Origin of the sequence: Tamilnaduibacter salinus (assembly GCF_003096655.1) — a bacterium.
In the GTDB taxonomy this organism is placed as follows: domain Bacteria; phylum Pseudomonadota; class Gammaproteobacteria; order Pseudomonadales; family Oleiphilaceae; genus Tamilnaduibacter; species Tamilnaduibacter salinus.
Genome location: NZ_QEKQ01000001.1, coordinates 153225 through 170286 on the forward strand (window position 1 = coordinate 153225; position 17062 = coordinate 170286).

Consider the following 17062-nt stretch of genomic DNA (forward strand, 5'->3'; position numbering starts at 1 on the left):
GACTGCATATCGTGTCAGAGGATGCTGTTTACACCGTTCACTACCGTCTCAAGAACCGCAATGGGGAGGTCGTGGATACGTCCGAGGGCGCCGACCCGCTGGTGTTCCTGCAGGGGGCCGGCAACGTTGTCCGCGGGCTGGAGGAAGCCGTGAAGGGACGTGGCGTCGGCGATTGCCTGGAGGTCACCATTCCGCCGGAGATGGCGTACGGCGAGCGTGACCCCAAGCTGGTGCGCAAGGTGCCCCGGTCCGCGTTTGGCGGTGTGGACAATCTCAAACCGGGCATGACCTTCCAGACCAACAGTGGCGACGAGGCACAGGTGGTCCAGGTGGTGAGTATTGACGGCAACATCGTATCGGTGGACGCCAATCACCCTCTGGCCGGCTTCACGCTCTATTTTGATCTCGAGATTGTCGGAAAGCGCCCGGCCACGGACGCGGAAAAGGCGGCCGGTGAGCCCGCGCAGTCACAGTGATTCGGTCGGCCTGCTCTGAGTCGTCCGGGCGGGCCGATGTGATCACTTGTTACGTCCATGCCTTTCCATGTATTTTTCTGAACAGCATGTATAATTGCTGTTACAGGGTGTTGCGGCTACGTTTAGGGTGGCGCTTCTGAACAGGTGCCTGATGGGCAGGTGGCTGTTCAGAGGTTCCGAGGTCCCCAGCCCTGTGTGCTGACCGGCGCCTTACGTAGGCGCCTTTTGGTATCCAGACAACGGTCAGTCCGACCAAAGAACCGGAATAAGACACTAAGATGGACGGCGTAGAACAGACAAGTGAGGGATGGCATGTGCTGATCGTCGAAGACGATGAGCGCCTCGCCAATCTGACGCGGGATTATCTGGAAAGCAATGGCCTGCAGGTCGCTGTTGAGGAGAACGGCACTCAGGCGGTGGAACGCATCCGTCAGGAGAAGCCGGATGTTGTGGTTCTGGACCTGATGCTGCCGGGGGAAGACGGCCTGTCCGTCTGTCGTCGGGTCCGCCCGTTCTATAACGGCCCCATTCTCATGCTGACCGCCCGCACAGATGACATGGATCAGGTTGTCGGTCTCGAAATGGGGGCGGACGACTATGTCAGCAAGCCGGTTCGTCCGCGCGTTCTGCTGGCGCGCATTCGCGCGTTGTTGCGCCGAACGGGGGACAGTGTCGGCTCGGAGTCCGCCGACGGCGGTGATGGCGAAGACCCGGTTCGGCTGACTTTCAATGACCTGGTGGTGGATCGCTCGATGCGCGAAGCCTGGCTGAACGATGAAGGCATTGACCTGACCAGTGCCGAGTTCGACCTGCTTTGGCTGCTGGCCTCCCGGGCCGGCCAGGTGTTGAGTCGGGAGGAGATCTTCACGGCGCTCCGGGGTATTGAATATGACGGGCAGGACCGTTCTATTGATGTGCGGGTGTCCCGTATCCGGCCGAAGATCGGTGACGACCCGGTTCATCCCCGCCGGATCAAGACCGTTCGGAGCAAGGGGTATCTGTTCGTCAGGGACGCCTGATATGCCCTTGTGTCTGCCGACGAGCGGCCGGGACCGACTATGCCCCTGAGACCGTTCCTCAATCTGTTCGCCCGCCTGTTGCTCGTGGCGCTGCTGATGCTGGCGCTCTGTGCGGGGCTCTATGCCGGCATCAATGAGATTCGTCGGCTGCAATGGCAGGAGCAGCTTGCTGCGCCGGTTCTGAGCTGGCTGGCGCAAGCCCCCCACCCCCTTCGCTATCATGACGGAATCACCGAGACTTACGACATCCGCCTGCAGTCCATGACGCGACTGCCGGATGCCAGTGTCGTCCGAGAGCGGCTGGCCTATGGTCAGGTTGTGATCGACCATGATGCGCTGGGTGTCCGGGTCCGCAAGGCCGTTTCCGGTGATCGGTTGCTGGTGGCGAGCTTCCGCGATCTCTACGGTGCCGTGTCGGATATGACGGGCCGGCTGGCGGTTCGCGAGCTGAGCCGAGTGCCGCTTCCCGAGCGCCGGGACGCTATGCGTCGTCTCGGCGCGCGGCTGCATGTTCTGATCGACCCCCTCACCCCGGGGGGCGAGTTGCCGGCCGGCAGAGTGCTTGACCGGTTGGAGACGCGGGGCATGGCCATGATTCAGTCCGACGCCAGCGATGCGGCGACCGTGTATGCCCGCCTGTCGGACGGCTCGATCATCCATATGCGCATGCCACCTCCTTTTGACCCCTGGGCCTGGCCTGTCGTGCTGACCCTGCTGCTCGTCGCGACGGCGCTGGGCGCTATCTTCCTGTATTGGTTGTTGCGTCATCTGGACCAGAACCTGCGTTCGGTCGAGTCGGTCGCCGTCCGGATTGCCCGGGGTGAAATGGAGGCGCGCGTTGAGGCGGGGCAGGGCACGCTCATTCGTCGGCTTGCCAACGCCTTCAATGGCATGGCCGAACACATTCAGAGGCTGGTGTCCGTGCAACGGGAGATGATTCATGCGGTCTCTCACGAGTTGCGCACGCCCGTCGCCCGGATCCGTTTCGGTGTCCAGATGCTGGAAGACTGCCCCGATGATGCATCGTTCCGGAAGCAGTTGGGCGGCATCGATCGGGATATCCAGGAGCTGGACGAGTTGATCGACGAGATTCTTACCTACGCCCGGCTCGAGCAGGGCGGACCGGTCATGGCGTTCCAGAAAACGGACATTCCGGCCCTGATTGATCAGGTGATGGAGGAACAGCAACAGCTCTTTGCGGACCATCTGTTTGAGACGGACTGCGATGACGCCTCCCGGGCAAATGCCATGGCCGATGCCGAACCACGCTATATTCACCGTGCCGTCCAGAACCTGGTGGGGAATGCGGCCCGCTACGCCCGCAGCCGAATTCGTGTCCGTTGCCGGATTGACGGGGAAACCTGCCGGATTGACGTGGAGGACGATGGTCCGGGGATTCCCGAGTCTGACTGGGAAAAGGTCTTTACCGCCTTTGCCCGGCTGGACGACAGCCGCACGCGGGAATCCGGGGGCTACGGGCTGGGTCTGTCGATTGTCCGGCGCATCCTGTACTGGCACGGCGGCCAGGCATTTGTCGGCCGCAGCGATGACCTCGGTGGCGCGGCGTTCACGCTGGTGCTGCCCCGGCAGCAGAAAGGGCCTGAGGGGTGACCCATTCCCGCCTGGGAAACCTGTTGTTACATGATGAGACACAGAGCCAACAGACACGATACGCCGTGATCGGCACCATTGAGGGCGTAAGGGATGACTTACTTGAGGTTGTAGTTCTTACGAACTTTCCTTGTTTCATTCGTCATTTGAAGGGCCGGTTTTTCCGGTCCTTTTTTTTGTCCGACTCCTGCCTCCAGCCTCTGTCGGGCGCCCTCCGGTATCGAATTGCCTGACTGATCCGTCACGCCCGGGTCTTCCTGTCAGTGCTAGACTGTGGCTCCGACATTCGCAATAAAAACAGCACGGGTCGCCCATGTCTGATTATCTGCTCGCCATTGATCAGGGAACTACCAGCTCCCGGGCCATTCTCTTCCAACGTGACAGTACGATCGTCGCCATTGCCCAACAGGAGTTCCAGCAGTTCTTTCCGAAAGATGGCTGGGTCGAGCATGATGCGGGTGAAATCTGGCGCAGCACATTGCAGGTATGCCGGGACGTACTGGACAAAGCAGGGCTGGCCGCCTCTGATGTCGTCGGTGTCGGCATTACCAATCAGCGTGAAACCACCATCCTCTGGGATCGTGAAACAGGCGAGCCCATTCACCGGGCGGTGGTCTGGCAGGATCGCCGAACCGCGCCGGTCTGCGCCCAGCTCAAGCGGGACGGCTACGAGAGCCGGGTCGTCGAGAAAACCGGTCTGCTGGTGGACCCGTACTTCTCCGCCACCAAAATTGCCTGGATACTGGATCATGTGCCTGACGCCCGAAAGCGGGCAGAGGCCGGCGAGCTGGCATTCGGAACGGTCGACAGCTGGTTGCTCTGGAACCTCACCGGTGGCCGGGTCCACGCGACCGACGCGACCAACGCATCCCGGACGGCGCTGTTCAACATCCACAGTCAGTCCTGGGATGACGACATGCTGGATCTGTTCCGGGTGCCGTCAGCGGTTCTACCCGACGTGCTGGATTCGGCCGACGATTTCGGCCGTCTCGACCCGGATCTTCTGGGAGCACCATTGCCGGTGGCTGGTGTGGCGGGTGATCAGCAGGCGGCCCTGGTCGGGCAGGCCTGTTTTGCCGATGGCGAGGCGAAGAGCACCTACGGCACCGGTTGTTTCCTGATGGTGAATACCGGGACCACGGCGGTCCGATCGGAAAACCGGCTGTTAACCACTGTCGCCTATCGCCTGAGCGGTGAAACGTATTATGCCATTGAGGGCAGTATTTTTGTGGCCGGTGCGGCGATGCAATGGCTCCGGGATGGACTCGGGCTGATCCGCAACGCCGGGGAGTCACTGGAGCTGGCCCGTCAGGTGGGCGTCGACAATGCCGTCTACCTGGTACCGGCTTTTACCGGACTGGGCGCGCCCCACTGGGACCCCAACGCACGCGGCGCCATTATGGGGCTGACGCGGGACACGGGCATTGCCGAGGTGGTTACGGCGGGGCTGCAGTCCGTGTGCTACCAGACCAAGGACCTGATCCGGGCCATACAGAACGACGGCGCCCGGCTACGGGAGCTGCGCGTGGATGGCGGCATGGTGGTCAACGACTGGTTGATGCAGTTCCTGGCGGACATCCTGAATGTCCGGGTAGACCGGCCCCGCATTACCGAAACCACGGCTCTGGGGGCGGCGTTTCTGGCGGGGCTTCAGCTCGGCGTCTATTCCGGAACGGACGACATCGCCAGGCTTTGGGCCCGGGAGCGGCGTTTTGATCCAGTCATGAAGCCGGCCCTGCGGGAATCTCTGTATGCGGGGTGGCTGGACGCGGTTGAGCGAGTCCGGAACCACTGAGGCGCCCTGACGGGCATCAGACCGGCACATCCGGTCCCGGCGCTCGCCGGAAGGCAATAAGGTGGTCGGCCTCGACGCGTACAGGGACCCGTTCGCCGGGCTGGAAATCCAGATGGGAGCGGAACAGGGCCTCAAACTCCGTGTCCGGTGACAGTCGGAAACGGTAGAGCGTGGAGGTGCCCGCAAAGGTCTTTTCGACCACGCGTGGCATCAGATCCGATTCCGGGTCGTGCACGATGTCATCGGGGCGGATCAGGACGTCCACCAGCGTCCCGGCGGGCCAGTGGTCCGCACGGCTTCCCCGGATGCGGCCAAGCTCCGAGTCGATTCCCTCCGGTCCGGCGACCGTCCCCGGAATGAACCCTCCCTGACCAACAAAGCCGGCGACAAACCGGTTGGCCGGCTCGTGATACAGGTTGTAGGGCACATCCCATTGCTGGATCTGCCCGTCGTAGAGCACCGCCACCTCATCACACATGGCGAATGCCTCCTGCTGGTCATGGGTAACCAGCAACGCGCTCATGCCAAGGGATTTGAGAATATCCCGGACGTCCAGACTGAGACGACGTCGTAGATCGGCATCGAGACTGGAAAACGGCTCGTCGAGCAGGAGTAATGTGGGTTCGGGCGCCAGGGCGCGGGCGAGGGCGACACGTTGCTGCTGACCGCCGGACAGCTCATGGGGGAACTGGTCGGCCAGATCCTGAAGGTGCACGAGGTTCAGCAGCTCCATGACCTTCTCCCGTCGCTCCCGGCGTGAGAGTCCTTTCAGGCCGAAGGCGACGTTATCGGCGACACTCAGGTGCGGGAACAGGGCGTAGTCCTGAAACACCATGCCGATCCGGCGGTGCTCCGGCGGGACCGAGCGCACGGGGTCACTGATGACCTGATTGCGAAGGCGGATCTGGCCGTCCTGGAGCGGCAGGAAGCCGGCCAGGGCCCGTAGGATCGTGCTTTTGCCGCAACCGCTGGGGCCAAGCAGGCAACCAATGTCGCCATCGCCCAACGAAAACCCGGCGCCCCGTACCACCGGCGTGCCGTTGTAGCCGCACCAGAGGTTGTCCACCTCCAGAAGCCAGTCCCGGCGGGCCAGATCCGTCATGCAGCCGGCCCCCAATCATTGAGGATCAGGCATTCCAGGAGCGCCTTCTGGGCATGCAGCCGGTTCTCGGCTTCATCCCAGACCACCGACGCTGGATGATCGAGCATGTCTTCGGAGACCTCTTCCCCGCGGTGTGCCGGCAGGCAGTGCATGAACAGAGCATCCGGGGCGGCCTTCGCCATCAGGTCCGGGTTGATCTGGTAGGGCGCAAATGTCCGGGCCCGTTCCGCCTGCTCTTCCTCCTGACCCATGGAGGCCCAGACGTCGGTGACCAGCAGATGGGCGCCCTGAGCCGCTGAGGCGGGATCCCGGAGGATCGTGACGCGGTCTTGCTGGCCCTTGAGTACGGCCGCAGGCGGTTCATAGCCTTCCGGGCAGGCGATGTTGAGGTGAAAATCGAACTGCCGGGCCGCGTTGACGTAGGAGGCGCACATATTATTTCCGTCGCCGATCCAAGCCACGGTTGCCCCCTGGATGGACCCACGGTGCTCGCGAAACGTCTGCATGTCGGCCAGCAACTGGCAGGGGTGGAAGTCGTCTGTCAGCGCATTAATCACCGGGCGTGCTGAAACGCTGGCAAATCGCTCGGCGGTCTCGTGACCAAAGGTGCGGATCATGACCGCGTCCGCCATGCTGGAGATCACCCTGGCGGAATCCTCCACCGGCTCGCCGCGCCCGAGCTGGGTGTCCCGGGGCGAGAGAAACAGGGCGGAGCCCCCCAGTTGTGCCATGCCGGCCTCGAACGACACCCGGGTGCGGGTGGAGGATTTCTCAAATATCATCGCCAGAACGCGGTTTTTCAGCGTATCCCGGACTTCACCCGAGTGCCAGCTACGCTTGAGAAGCAGGGCACGGTCAAGCAGGTGTGACAGTTCCTCTGGCGAGAGGTCAAACAACGTCAGAAAGTGTCTTGGAGAAACGTCTCGGGGAGACATGGCCATGTCATTCCGTTCTCGAATCAGTGGGTTTCGGGGTGTCAGGGACGGGGCGTCTGCCGGTCGTCGGCGGCATAGAGCTTGATGACGCGAGTCAGTTGGTCGACCAGCAGGTCGGCCTCCTCATCACTCAGGGTCAGTGGCGGTAACAGGCGGATCACCCGTTCGGCCACGACATTCAGTAGCAGTCCCTGGGTCTTCGCCAGGGGAACCAGCTCGGCGCAGGGCGCGCTGAGTTCGATGCCGATCATCAGTCCCATGCCGCGAATTTCGCGGATGTAGTCTACCCCCTGGAAAATGCGCTGGAGCCGATCCCGAATGCGTTCACCGAGCTGCCGGGCCCGTTCCGCCAGATCTTCATCGCGGATCGTCTCAATGACGGCGTTGGCTGCGGCACAGGCGAGTGCTCCGCCACCGAAAGTGGACCCGTGATGACCCGGCTGGAATGTCTGTGCCGCCACGCCCCGGGCCAGGCAGGCCCCGATGGGGACGCCGTTGCCGAGCCCCTTGGCGGTCGTGACCACATCCGGCAGGACACCGTAAGACTGGTAGGCGAAGTAGGCGCCGGTGCGACCGTTGCCGGTCTGGACTTCGTCGAGCATCATCAGCCAGCCGTGGTGGTCGCAGATTTCGCGAATCCCCTGAAGCCAGGCGGGGTCGGCAATGTTGACGCCGCCTTCGCCCTGCACCGGTTCCAGCATCACGGCGACGATGCTGTGGTTGGATCGGGCAATCGCGCTGATGGCGTCCAGATCGTTGAACGGCGCCCGAACGAATCCGCTGACAAGCGGCTCGAATCCGGCCTGTACGCGACGGTTGCCGGTCGCGGTCAATGTCGCCAGTGTCCGGCCATGAAAGGAGCGGTCCATGACCAGAATCGACGGCGAGTGGACGCCTCTCTGGTGGCCGTAGAGACGGGCCAGCTTGATTGCGGCTTCGTTGGCCTCCGAGCCCGAGTTCGCGAAGAATACGCCATCCATCCCGGATACGCCACAGAGCCGGTGGGCCAGCTTCTGCTGTTGGGTGGCGTGAAACAGGTTGGAGCAGTGGACGAGCCGGCCGGCCTGTTCGCTGATTGCTTCAGCGACGGCCGGATGGGCGTGCCCCAGCCCGCAGACGGCAATGCCCGAAAAGGTGTCGAAATACCGGTTGCCATCAACATCGTAGAGCCAGGGTCCGCGACCGTGTTCGAATACGATGGGAAGCCGGCCATACGTGTTGAGAAATGGCTGTTCGGCCATATTGTCTCCGTAGGGCATGAAGCGGGGATCAGATGCTGGAAACGCGAAAAAAGCAAACGATCATGGTATCCGTAAACCCCGGCATTGACAACGCACGGCTATCGGATCGTTGGCGTTGTTCGTCAGTCCTGCGCCGGACGTGTACAATCTGTGGCATTGGAACGGTGCCCCTGCGTTGGTCCCGGGTCAACGACTGCCGATCGCCGTCACTGAACGGCGGCGTCCGGTCCGGCACCCATCTTTTCGATGAGAGGTAACGGTATGGATATTAACGAGAGCATCAAGAGCCAGCTCCAGGAAAATCCGATCATTCTCTACATGAAGGGCACGCCGCAGGCGCCCCAGTGTGGTTTTTCCGCCAAGACGGTCCAGGCGCTGATGGGCTGTGGCGAGCGGTTCGCCTACGTGAACATTCTGGATAACCAGGAACTGCGTGAGGCGCTGAAAGTCTACTCAAACTGGCCGACCTATCCCCAGCTGTACATCAATGGCGAGCTCGTTGGCGGCTGCGACATCGTTCTGGAGATGTCCGAGAGCGGCGAGCTTTCCGAGATGGTCAAGGCGGCGTCGGCCAGTCAGGAAGAAGCCGGCAACTGATCCGGTCGGCCCGGAACCGCACCAACCCCGCCGCAGCGTCGCGTCGGGGTTTTTTTGTATCTACGGGCTCCGTGGCGTGGGCCGGAAACTGAGTGTCAGGTCGAACTCCCGGTGACCGGCGTGCGAGTCGGGGATCGGGGGGTAGGGATTGGCGCTGAGTGCTGCCCGATAGGCAATCCGATCGAGATTGACGTTGCCGGATGACGACGCCACCTCGGCCTGGGTCATGACGCCGTTGGGAAGCAGGCGCAGCGTCAGCCGAACCGTTCGGGGGCCTTCCAGATCCCGTAGATTGCGAATGCCCTGCTGATCGATGGCCCGGCCGACGGCCTGCCAGAGTTTCGCGATATAGGGGTCGGTCTGCTCCGGGGTGTCAGTGAGCTGAGTCTGGTCTGGCCGCCGCCCCTGGTCCGCGGTGGCTGACGCAGCGTTTTTCGAGGCGCTCGTCTCATTGCTGGGACGGGACGAGAACTGTGGTGCTGCGGCGGACATGTTGTCAGTCGCCCGAGCCGGTGCTTTGTCGCCCGCATCCGGTTCGGGCGACGGGTCCTGGCGTTGATCCCGCTCCCGGGGTGTTGCGTCAGGCGTCGACCGGGGGGCAGTCCCCCTGTCAGTTGCCGGGCGGGAAGTGGCTGGTGCGTCGGCGCTGGACGACGCGCGCTGTTGCGCGCTGGGCCGGGAAGCCGTTGAGGTTTCCGGCCTGGCAACCTGTGAGGGCATCGCCAGGGTCAGTCTCAACGTATGGGGTGTCTCTGGGTCCGGGCGGTTGGGGAGGACGATCAGTGCCGCCAGCAACGTGTGACACAGCAGCGCAATGGACAGCGCCAGAAACAGTCGGATGGACAGGGGCTGCTCTGCGTTATAGCCGTTCAGTGCCATGGCGCTCCCGGAGGCGGTGTAGGCCAGAACGGTACGTTATCCCGCGCTGCGTCGCAAGCTGCCCATGACGGCGTCCATGGCCCGATCGATCAGGGCGCCCTGCTCCAGAATGGTCAGTCGTCCCTGGCGCAGCTCGTGGGCGAGATCGGTTCGGGTTTTTTCGATCACCTTCAGCCCCATGCGATTGACGAATACCAGGCATTCGGCTTCATCGATGATGGCGGAGAGCTTGCAGCGGAATCGCGTGCCATTCACGAGACTGAACTCAACCCAGTTGCCGACCGCGATTTCATCGATCTGCCCCAGATACTCGGCAACCGCCGCTTCCTCAAGTTCCTGCTGGCGTTCGATGGCCGTCGGCTCGGCCGTGTCGTCGGTGTCTTCCCCAGATGCCTCTGTCGGAGTGTCTGCAGCGGGCTCGCGGGCCTCTGCCTGGGCATGGTTCCGGAATGCCTCGGTCAGCTCATGTTTGAGCGAGGCCATCATGTCGTCCAGGCGTGTGGCGTTGTAGGAGACTTCTTCGAGACCTGCTCGCAGGGTCTTGAGGAGTCCCGGCACGACACGGACCCACTGGTCCCGTTCTTCGTCGTCCAGATGAGGGTGCAGACACCAGATCAGGTCGTCCACAACACGGACAGACTGATTCCAGCGGTGCTCCACATCATCGCGGAGATACGCCAGGAACATGACGCGGCTCCAGCCGTTCATCAGAATGCTGTGAACCGTGTCCGGGATGGTCTGATCGGACAGTTTCCGTTGCAGCAGGTCGTCAACCGTTTCCTGGGCCTTCTGGGACTTGATGCGGCCCCGTTCGGATTCCCGGGTTCGCTGCTCGACCAGGGCCGCCTTGCGGTTCTCTCTCGCCAGGAATTGCTCGAACTCCTCGCCAAGCTGCTCGAACAGCCCGATGTCGCCGTCGAATTCTTCCAGAATCCGGGCCACGATGGCGTGGATCTGCTCGTAGAGTTTGTCCCGGGTTTTCTCATCGCTGTCGCTCCAGCCAATGCCCGCGCGGGCAAGGGCATTCAGGAGCTTGCGTGCCGGATGTGTCGCCCGGCTGAAGAAGGTACGGTCTTTGATGACCACCTTGAGAATGGGAATCTGAAGCCGGCTGATGAGGACCTGAATAGGGGGCGACAGGTTGTAGTCGTCGAGAATAAATTCGAACAACATGGAGACCAGGTTGATCAGGTCCTCGTCGGTCTCTTCCAGCGCTGCCGGTTTACCATCGCTCGTCTGTTGCTGCTCCAGCAGGCTTTCGACCGCCCGTCGCAGGTCAACGACAACCGGTTCTCCCTGACTCAGGTTGCCTGATGGCGGGGGGGTCTGCGGTTGGGGCAGCGCATTGATGAGCTGATTCAGTTCCTGACTGCCAATAACGTGGAAGCTGTCATCGCTCTGGTGAGCCGATCCCCAGTGTTGTCTCTGACCGGCCAGCAGTGATCGTATCTGGTCAAAGAACGCCTCGTCGGCCGCCCCTTCGGCTGCCGTTCTGGTGTGCGAGTCCGATTCTGTTTGTGTCGTTGCGTCCGCCGGCGATTTTGGCGCCTCTTCCGACTGTTCCGCCTGACGGGCGTGATAGCGGAAGTTCGGGATGATGCCCGCCTGGATCAGGATGCGGTTGGCCTCATCAAGCAGCATGCCGAGATTGGACACCACGTAGCGGTCAAACTGCTTGAGAACGATCAGGCGCTCCCGGATCTGGATTTCCAGCGCCTGTGCGGTTTCCACGAACGCACCACAAAGGTGTTCGGGCGCCATCGGGTTCACCGGTGCCTCTTCCGAGGCCTGTGGATAGATGGCCGTAAAGCGTGTCTGTAGTTGAAGCAGCGGCCCCTGGAAATAGGCGCGCGACTTGCTGATCATAGCGTTAAGGGCAACCTGTTCCTCAAGCTCATCATTTTCGACCAGCGACAGTGTGTCTGAACTCGGGTTGCTGCTGACGGGCGTCTCGGGGGTTCGGCTGCCGGGCGGATCGGAAAACAGACGGCTGACCGATTCCTTGAACGCCTTCTCGACGCCACGACGCTTGATTCGAATTTCACGCATCGCCTCGAAATAACGGTTCTGCTCGTTGTTGCTGCGGGCGTTGTTGGCCAGCTCGAACAGCGAATCGTCAACCGCATCAAACGCGCCCTGAAGCAGGTCACCAAGGCCCGCCACAACGGTTTCGCGGATACGCGAGATTTCACCAGGCAGGTTGGCCGGGCCGCCTCCCTGGCGATGTTCGTGAATATAATGAATGCCGGACTGCCTCGTCATGGCCGACTCCTTTTGACACCCCCCAAGAACCTCCCTGATCGCGGCGCCAATGCCTGGGAGGATCCCTAGCCGGACAACAACCGGCCTTTACGGCCACCGCGATGGGTGACGATCATGGCGCGTTGCATCCTGCAACCCGCTCCGCACCGGATCGGTCATGATTTGATCATATTCCCACGGTCAATGAAATGCCATGACGCGTTCCCGGTATTAACAATCTTTTACTGGGCCGGTTTGATCAGTCGACGAAGGGAAGCCGCACGCCCGTCATTGGAACACACACCACAGGTTGTTGTTGTCTTTTTGGCTGGCCCGCAGCCTGCCATCATAGGGGTAGTGTTGAACCCAGCGCCATCCCGGTCAAGAGGCTCTTTAAACTATGATGGTCCGAGAAGGCCATTTTTTATTCGTATTTCGTTTAAGGAATTGATCAGCACTTCATTAAAAAAGACTATTCAACGCCCACTCGCCGGGGCTGGCTTGCGATCATGGTCGGGGACGGGTGGACGCAGGCGGCTTTCACGACATTGTCCTTGATCTGGAGCACCTCGATTCGAACACCCTGAACGAGCAGGCAGACGTTCGTTTCCGGGATGATTTCCAGCGTCTCGGTAATCAGGCCGTTGAGGGTCTTGGGGCCTTCGGTCGGCAGAGTCCAGCCCAGCGCCTTGTTGATGGTCCGGATGTGCGCAGAGCCATCGATGATATAGGTGCCATCGTCCTGAGGGATAATGTCCGGGCTGGTCGCCGCGTAGTCGGTGGTGAAATCTCCGACGATCTCCTCAAGGATGTCCTCCAGCGTGGCGATACCCAATACATCCCCATACTCGTCCACGACAATGCCGATCCGGCGGCGGGCCTTCTGGAAATTGATGAGCTGGGTGTGCAGGGGCGTGCTTTCCGGGATGAAGTAGGGCTCCCGGCAAAGCTGCATCAGCATCGCCTTGTTGATGCTCTCCTGGTGAACGATCCGGGTCAGGTTGCGCAGGTGCAGAATGCCCTGAATGTTGTTGATATCACCCTTGAAGACCGGCAGGCGGGTGTGCTGGCTGGCCTTGACCTGTCGGAGGATGGTGTCGATGTCGTCCTCCAGGTCCAGGCCCACCACCTCGTTACGCGGGACCATGATGTCGTTCACGGTCACCTTCTCCAGGTCGAGGATGCTGACCAGCATGTCCTTGTGCCGGCGTGGGATCAGCGAGCCGGCCTCATTGACTAGCGTGCGCAGCTCTTCCCGGCTGAGGTGTTCCGAGCTGGCATCCTGGGCGGACACACGAAGCAGTCTCAGAATCAGTGTCGTAAACAGGTTGACGAGCCAGACCACCGGGTAGAGCGCCTTGAGCAGAGGGCGCAGCACATAGGCGGCCGGAAACGCGATCCGTTCGGGAAACAGTGCGGCCAGCGTTTTCGGCGTCACCTCGGCGAAGATCAGGATGACGACGGTCAGCAGTACCGTAGCGATGGCAATGCCCGCATCGCCGTAGAGCCGGATGGCTATCACCGTGGCGATGGCCGACGCCAGGATGTTGATAAAGTTGTTGCCGATCAGGATGACGCCGATCAACTGATCGGTCCGCTGCAGCAGTCGATCGGCCAGGCGCGCACCCCGGTGACCGGTTTTGGCCATGTGCTTCAGCCGATACCGGTTGAGGCTCATCATGCCGGTTTCTGAGCTGGAGAAGAACGCCGACAGGACGATCAGAACAGCCAGCAGGGTAAATAACGCCGGGAGCGGTGCCTCGTTCAAGCGGAAGGATCCTTCTGTTGCATGCAGTGGGGGTCAAGCTAGGGAGGCGGTCACGGGCTGTCAAGCCAGGTCAGAGCGGACGCTGGAAGACCAGCTCCAGCACGAACTTGCTGCCAAAATACGCCAGCATCAGCAGAACGCAGCCGCTCAGCGTCCACCGGCTGGCCGTGATGCCCCGCCAGCCCTGAGTGTAGTGGCCAATCAGCAGTGCCGTGAAAACGCCCCAGGACAGGAGCGAGAACAGCGTCTTATGCGCCAGGTCCTGAGCGAAGAGATCGTCGACGAACAGCGCGCCGGTGACAATGGCGAGAGTCAGTACCACCACGCCAGCCCAGAGCAGCTCGAAAAGCAGGGACTCCATCGTCATCAGCGGCGGCAGGTTGCGAACCAGCAGGCTGTTGTAGTTGTGCTTGAGTTGTCGGTTCTGTAGGTGAACGAGAAGCGCTTGCGCGGCTGACAGCGTGAACAGGCTGTAAGCGGTGATGGACAGTGCGACGTGGGATAGCATGCCCCAGTTGTGCCCGACGTAATGGGGCGGCGCGTGAAAGACCAGCGTCAACAGAACCGACAGCGCGGCCAGAGGGTACACCACCAGAAAGAGGATCTGGGTCGGTTTCAGGGCGCTGACCACGAGCGCCAGCAGGAGTACCAGCCAGGAAATCAGCAGCGATGCGTGAAAAAAACTGAGGTTGATGGCCGAGGGCTCGATCAGCGCTTCCCAGATCAGGGCCCCGTGACTGACGAGCCCCAGCAGGCCAATCAGCGTGTTGAGGCTGGTCACGGATTGCAGCCGCCCCCGGAAGAACAGGGTCTGAAGGACCGTGCCCAGGCTATAGAGGAAGAGGGTTGTGACCGCCAGAATGAGGGTGCCCATGAGGTCGGTGTGCTGTCCTTGGTGGTGGTTCCGGTTCGTGTCGGGCCGTCAGTCTGGTTATAATGTGCGGATTGTGCAATAGAATCAAACCACGCGATGTCGCCCGGCGCTCACCTGGCCGGGTCCCCTCGTGGCGGAGGATAGCGGATCACCATGTTTGAGAATCTGACCGACCGGCTGTCTGGCAGCCTACGCAAGATTTCCGGTCAGGCGCGCCTGACCGATGAGAACATCAAGAAGACGCTCCGAGAGGTCCGGAAGGCGTTGCTGGAGGCGGACGTGGCGCTGCCTGTGGTTAAGGCCTTTATCGAGAGTGTGCGCAAGCGGGCCGTTGGCCAGGAGGTTCGTCGGAGCCTGAGTCCGGGCCAGGTCTTCATCAAGATCGTTCAGAGTGAGCTGGAACGGGTGATGGGCGAGGCCAATGAGGAGCTGAACCTGTCAACCCGGCCGCCGGCGGTGGTCATGATGGCCGGTCTCCAGGGTGCCGGTAAGACGACAACCGTGGCCAAGCTGGCCCGCCACCTTCAGGAACGACGCAAGAAGTCGGTGATGGTGGTCAGCGCGGACGTGTACCGTCCGGCGGCTATCCAGCAGCTCGAGACGCTGGCCGGCGAAGTGGAAGCGACGTTCTACCCCAGTACGACCAAGCAGGATCCGGTGGACATCGCCAACGGCGCAATCGATGAGGCCCGAAAGCGGCATATCGATGTCGTGCTGCTCGACACGGCCGGTCGACTGCACGTCGATGAAAATATGATGGACGAAATCGGCCGGCTGCAGAAAGCGGTCAAGCCGGTTGAGACGCTGTTCGTGGTAGACGCCATGACCGGTCAGGATGCCGCCAACACCGCCAAGGCATTCCACGACGCGCTTGAACTGACCGGCGTGGTGCTCACCAAGACGGACGGTGACGCCCGCGGTGGTGCAGCGCTGTCGGTGCGGCACATCACGGGCAAGCCCATCAAGTTCATGGGTGTGGGCGAAAAGAATGACGCCCTGGAGGCGTTCCACCCGGACCGGGTTGCCTCCCGCATCCTGGGGATGGGCGATGTCCTGTCCCTGATCGAGGATGCCGAGCAGAAGATCGACCAGGACAAGGCCCAGAAGCTCTCCAAGAAAATGAAGAAAGGGAAGAGCTTCGATCTGGAGGACTTCCGGGATCAGCTGCAGCAGATGAAGAACATGGGCGGCATGGCTGGGCTGATGGACAAGCTCCCCGGTATGGGGCAGATGGCAGAAGCCGCCCAGCAGCAGGTCAACGACAAGAGCATGGGGCGCATGGAAGCGATGATCAGCTCGATGACCCCCAAGGAGCGTCGCCGCCCGGAGCTGATCAATAACGCCCGCAAGCGACGCATTGCAACGGGGTCGGGCACCCAGATTCAGGATGTGAACCGTCTTCTCAAGCAGCACAAGCAGATGCAGAAGATGATGAAGAAGATGGGTAAGAAAGGCGGCATGAAGAACATGATGCGTGGCATGGAAGGCATGATGTCGCAGGGCGGTGGCGGTATGCCGCCCGGTGGCGGCGGTCCTCCATTTGGTCGTATGTAAAACCCGCAAGGTCTGGATAACCGTGCACACAGCGGTTTTCAAGGGCGCGGATTTAGCATAGAATAGCGCCCCTTTCGAGTATGGGGCTCCGTGCGTGACGGTTGATCCGGCGCACGACGAAGTACGAAAGTTCGCTCAACAGAACAGGATATTGGTCGAAATGGTAACTATCCGTTTGGCTCGTGGTGGCTCCAAGAAGCGCCCGTTCTATCGCCTGACAGTCACAGACAGCCGTAACGCACGCGACGGCCGTTTCATTGAGCAGGTTGGCTTTTTCAACCCGGTCGCGCGTGGCCACGAAGAGCGGCTGCGGGTTGATCAGGAGCGCATTCAGTACTGGACCGAGCGTGGTGCTCAGCCGAGCGCTCGCGTTGCGGAACTGCTGAAGGAAGCGTCTCGCTGAAACCAGCCTGTGGTTTGGCAGGCTGGCCGGGGTAATTGATGTCAGGCACGTCGCAGGAAACAGTGGTTGGCCGCATTACCTCGGTGTTTGGGGTTCGTGGTTGGGTCAAGGTCTACTCCTACACGGACCCGATGGACAATATACTGACGTATCGTCATTGGCGGCTCTCCGGGCAGGGTCAGTCGATGGAAGTCCGGGTTGCGGAAGGGCGTCGTCATGGCCCCGGCATTATCGTCCGGCTGGATGGTGTGTCGGATCGGGACGAGGCCCGCCAGTACTGTGACAAGGACATCCGCATTCCTGTGGATGAGCTGCCGGAGCTCGGCGATGGCGAGTACTACTGGCACCAGCTTGTGGAGTTGGACGTCCGTACGGTGGACAGTGTTCTTCTCGGGCGCGTGGTCCGGCTGATGGAAACCGGTGCCAACGATGTGCTTGTGATTCGACCCAACAAGGGGTCGCTGGACTCCCGGGAGCGACTGATTCCCTGGAATCCGGATGAGGTGATCCGAAGCGTCGATCTGGAGAACGGAGAGCTGATCGTCGACTGGGATCCGGAGTTCTAGG

The 17062-nt window shown here is 61.5% G+C and carries 15 protein-coding genes; 8 read left to right on the top strand and 7 right to left on the bottom strand.

The window, feature by feature from the left end; all coding sequences use genetic code 11:
- Positions 1–11 precede the first annotated feature (11 nt).
- The 4 genes from C8D92_RS00745 (at position 12) to glpK (ending at position 4901) form a co-directional block, all read left to right on the top strand.
- Positions 12–476: an FKBP-type peptidyl-prolyl cis-trans isomerase gene (locus C8D92_RS00745; RefSeq protein ID WP_095609761.1), complete on the top strand. Its 465-nt coding sequence runs from the start codon at positions 12–14 to the stop codon at positions 474–476.
- Positions 477–754: 278 nt separating this feature from the next.
- Positions 755–1495 (top strand): response regulator, encoded by a 741-nt coding sequence (locus tag C8D92_RS00750; RefSeq protein ID WP_095609760.1) that lies wholly within the window; start codon positions 755–757, stop codon positions 1493–1495.
- A gap of 39 nt (positions 1496–1534) precedes the next feature.
- Positions 1535–3106, top strand: coding sequence for an ATP-binding protein (locus tag C8D92_RS00755; RefSeq protein WP_095609759.1), 1572 nt, complete (start codon positions 1535–1537; stop codon positions 3104–3106).
- 313 nt (positions 3107–3419) lie between these two features.
- Positions 3420–4901 (top strand): glycerol kinase GlpK, encoded by a 1482-nt coding sequence (gene glpK / locus C8D92_RS00760; RefSeq protein WP_095609758.1) that lies wholly within the window; start codon positions 3420–3422, stop codon positions 4899–4901.
- Between the two features lie 16 nt (positions 4902–4917).
- Here glpK and C8D92_RS00765 read toward each other — a convergent pair whose 3' ends face one another.
- The 3 genes from C8D92_RS00765 to C8D92_RS00775 are packed head-to-tail and all read right to left on the bottom strand — an operon-like array spanning position 4918 to position 8179.
- Positions 4918–6003 carry an ABC transporter ATP-binding protein gene (locus C8D92_RS00765; RefSeq protein WP_095609757.1) on the bottom strand — a complete coding sequence of 362 codons (1086 nt, stop codon included), beginning with the start codon at positions 6001–6003 and terminating at the stop codon, positions 4918–4920.
- Entirely contained in the window at positions 6000–6938 is a 939-nt protein-coding gene (argF, locus tag C8D92_RS00770; protein ID WP_095609840.1) for an ornithine carbamoyltransferase, read from the bottom strand. Before argF ends, C8D92_RS00765 begins: the two co-directional genes overlap by 4 nt.
- Positions 6939–6979: 41 nt before the next feature.
- On the bottom strand, positions 6980–8179 hold the full coding sequence (locus C8D92_RS00775; protein WP_095609756.1) for an aspartate aminotransferase family protein: 1200 nt from the start codon (positions 8177–8179) through the stop codon (positions 6980–6982).
- Positions 8180–8440: 261 nt separating this feature from the next.
- Here C8D92_RS00775 and grxD point away from each other — a divergent pair, with 261 nt between their 5' ends.
- Positions 8441–8776, top strand: coding sequence for a Grx4 family monothiol glutaredoxin (gene grxD / locus C8D92_RS00780; protein ID WP_095609755.1), 336 nt, complete (start codon positions 8441–8443; stop codon positions 8774–8776).
- A 60-nt stretch (positions 8777–8836) separates the two neighbouring features.
- On the opposite strand, the gene C8D92_RS00785 is transcribed toward grxD, so the two are convergent.
- The 4 genes from C8D92_RS00785 to C8D92_RS00800 form a co-directional block, all read right to left on the bottom strand.
- Positions 8837–9655: an energy transducer TonB gene (locus C8D92_RS00785; protein ID WP_095609754.1), complete on the bottom strand. Its 819-nt coding sequence runs from the start codon at positions 9653–9655 to the stop codon at positions 8837–8839.
- A 36-nt stretch (positions 9656–9691) separates the two neighbouring features.
- Positions 9692–11917, bottom strand: coding sequence for a DUF1631 domain-containing protein (locus C8D92_RS00790; protein ID WP_095609753.1), 2226 nt, complete (start codon positions 11915–11917; stop codon positions 9692–9694).
- A 451-nt stretch (positions 11918–12368) separates the two neighbouring features.
- Entirely contained in the window at positions 12369–13664 is a 1296-nt protein-coding gene (locus C8D92_RS00795) for an HlyC/CorC family transporter (protein ID WP_095609752.1), read from the bottom strand.
- A gap of 70 nt (positions 13665–13734) precedes the next feature.
- Positions 13735–14538, bottom strand: a complete 804-nt coding sequence (locus tag C8D92_RS00800; protein WP_095609751.1) for a cytochrome C assembly family protein — start codon at positions 14536–14538, stop codon at positions 13735–13737.
- Positions 14539–14691: 153 nt separating this feature from the next.
- Here C8D92_RS00800 and ffh point away from each other — a divergent pair, with 153 nt between their 5' ends.
- The 3 genes from ffh (at position 14692) to rimM (ending at position 17061) form a co-directional block, all read left to right on the top strand.
- Positions 14692–16092: a signal recognition particle protein gene (ffh, locus tag C8D92_RS00805; protein ID WP_095609750.1), complete on the top strand. Its 1401-nt coding sequence runs from the start codon at positions 14692–14694 to the stop codon at positions 16090–16092.
- Between the two features lie 160 nt (positions 16093–16252).
- Positions 16253–16495, top strand: a complete 243-nt coding sequence (gene rpsP / locus C8D92_RS00810) for a 30S ribosomal protein S16 (protein ID WP_095609749.1) — start codon at positions 16253–16255, stop codon at positions 16493–16495.
- A gap of 38 nt (positions 16496–16533) precedes the next feature.
- Positions 16534–17061 carry a ribosome maturation factor RimM gene (rimM, locus tag C8D92_RS00815; protein ID WP_095609748.1) on the top strand — a complete coding sequence of 176 codons (528 nt, stop codon included), beginning with the start codon at positions 16534–16536 and terminating at the stop codon, positions 17059–17061.
- The last annotated feature ends 1 nt before the right edge of the window (position 17062 follow it).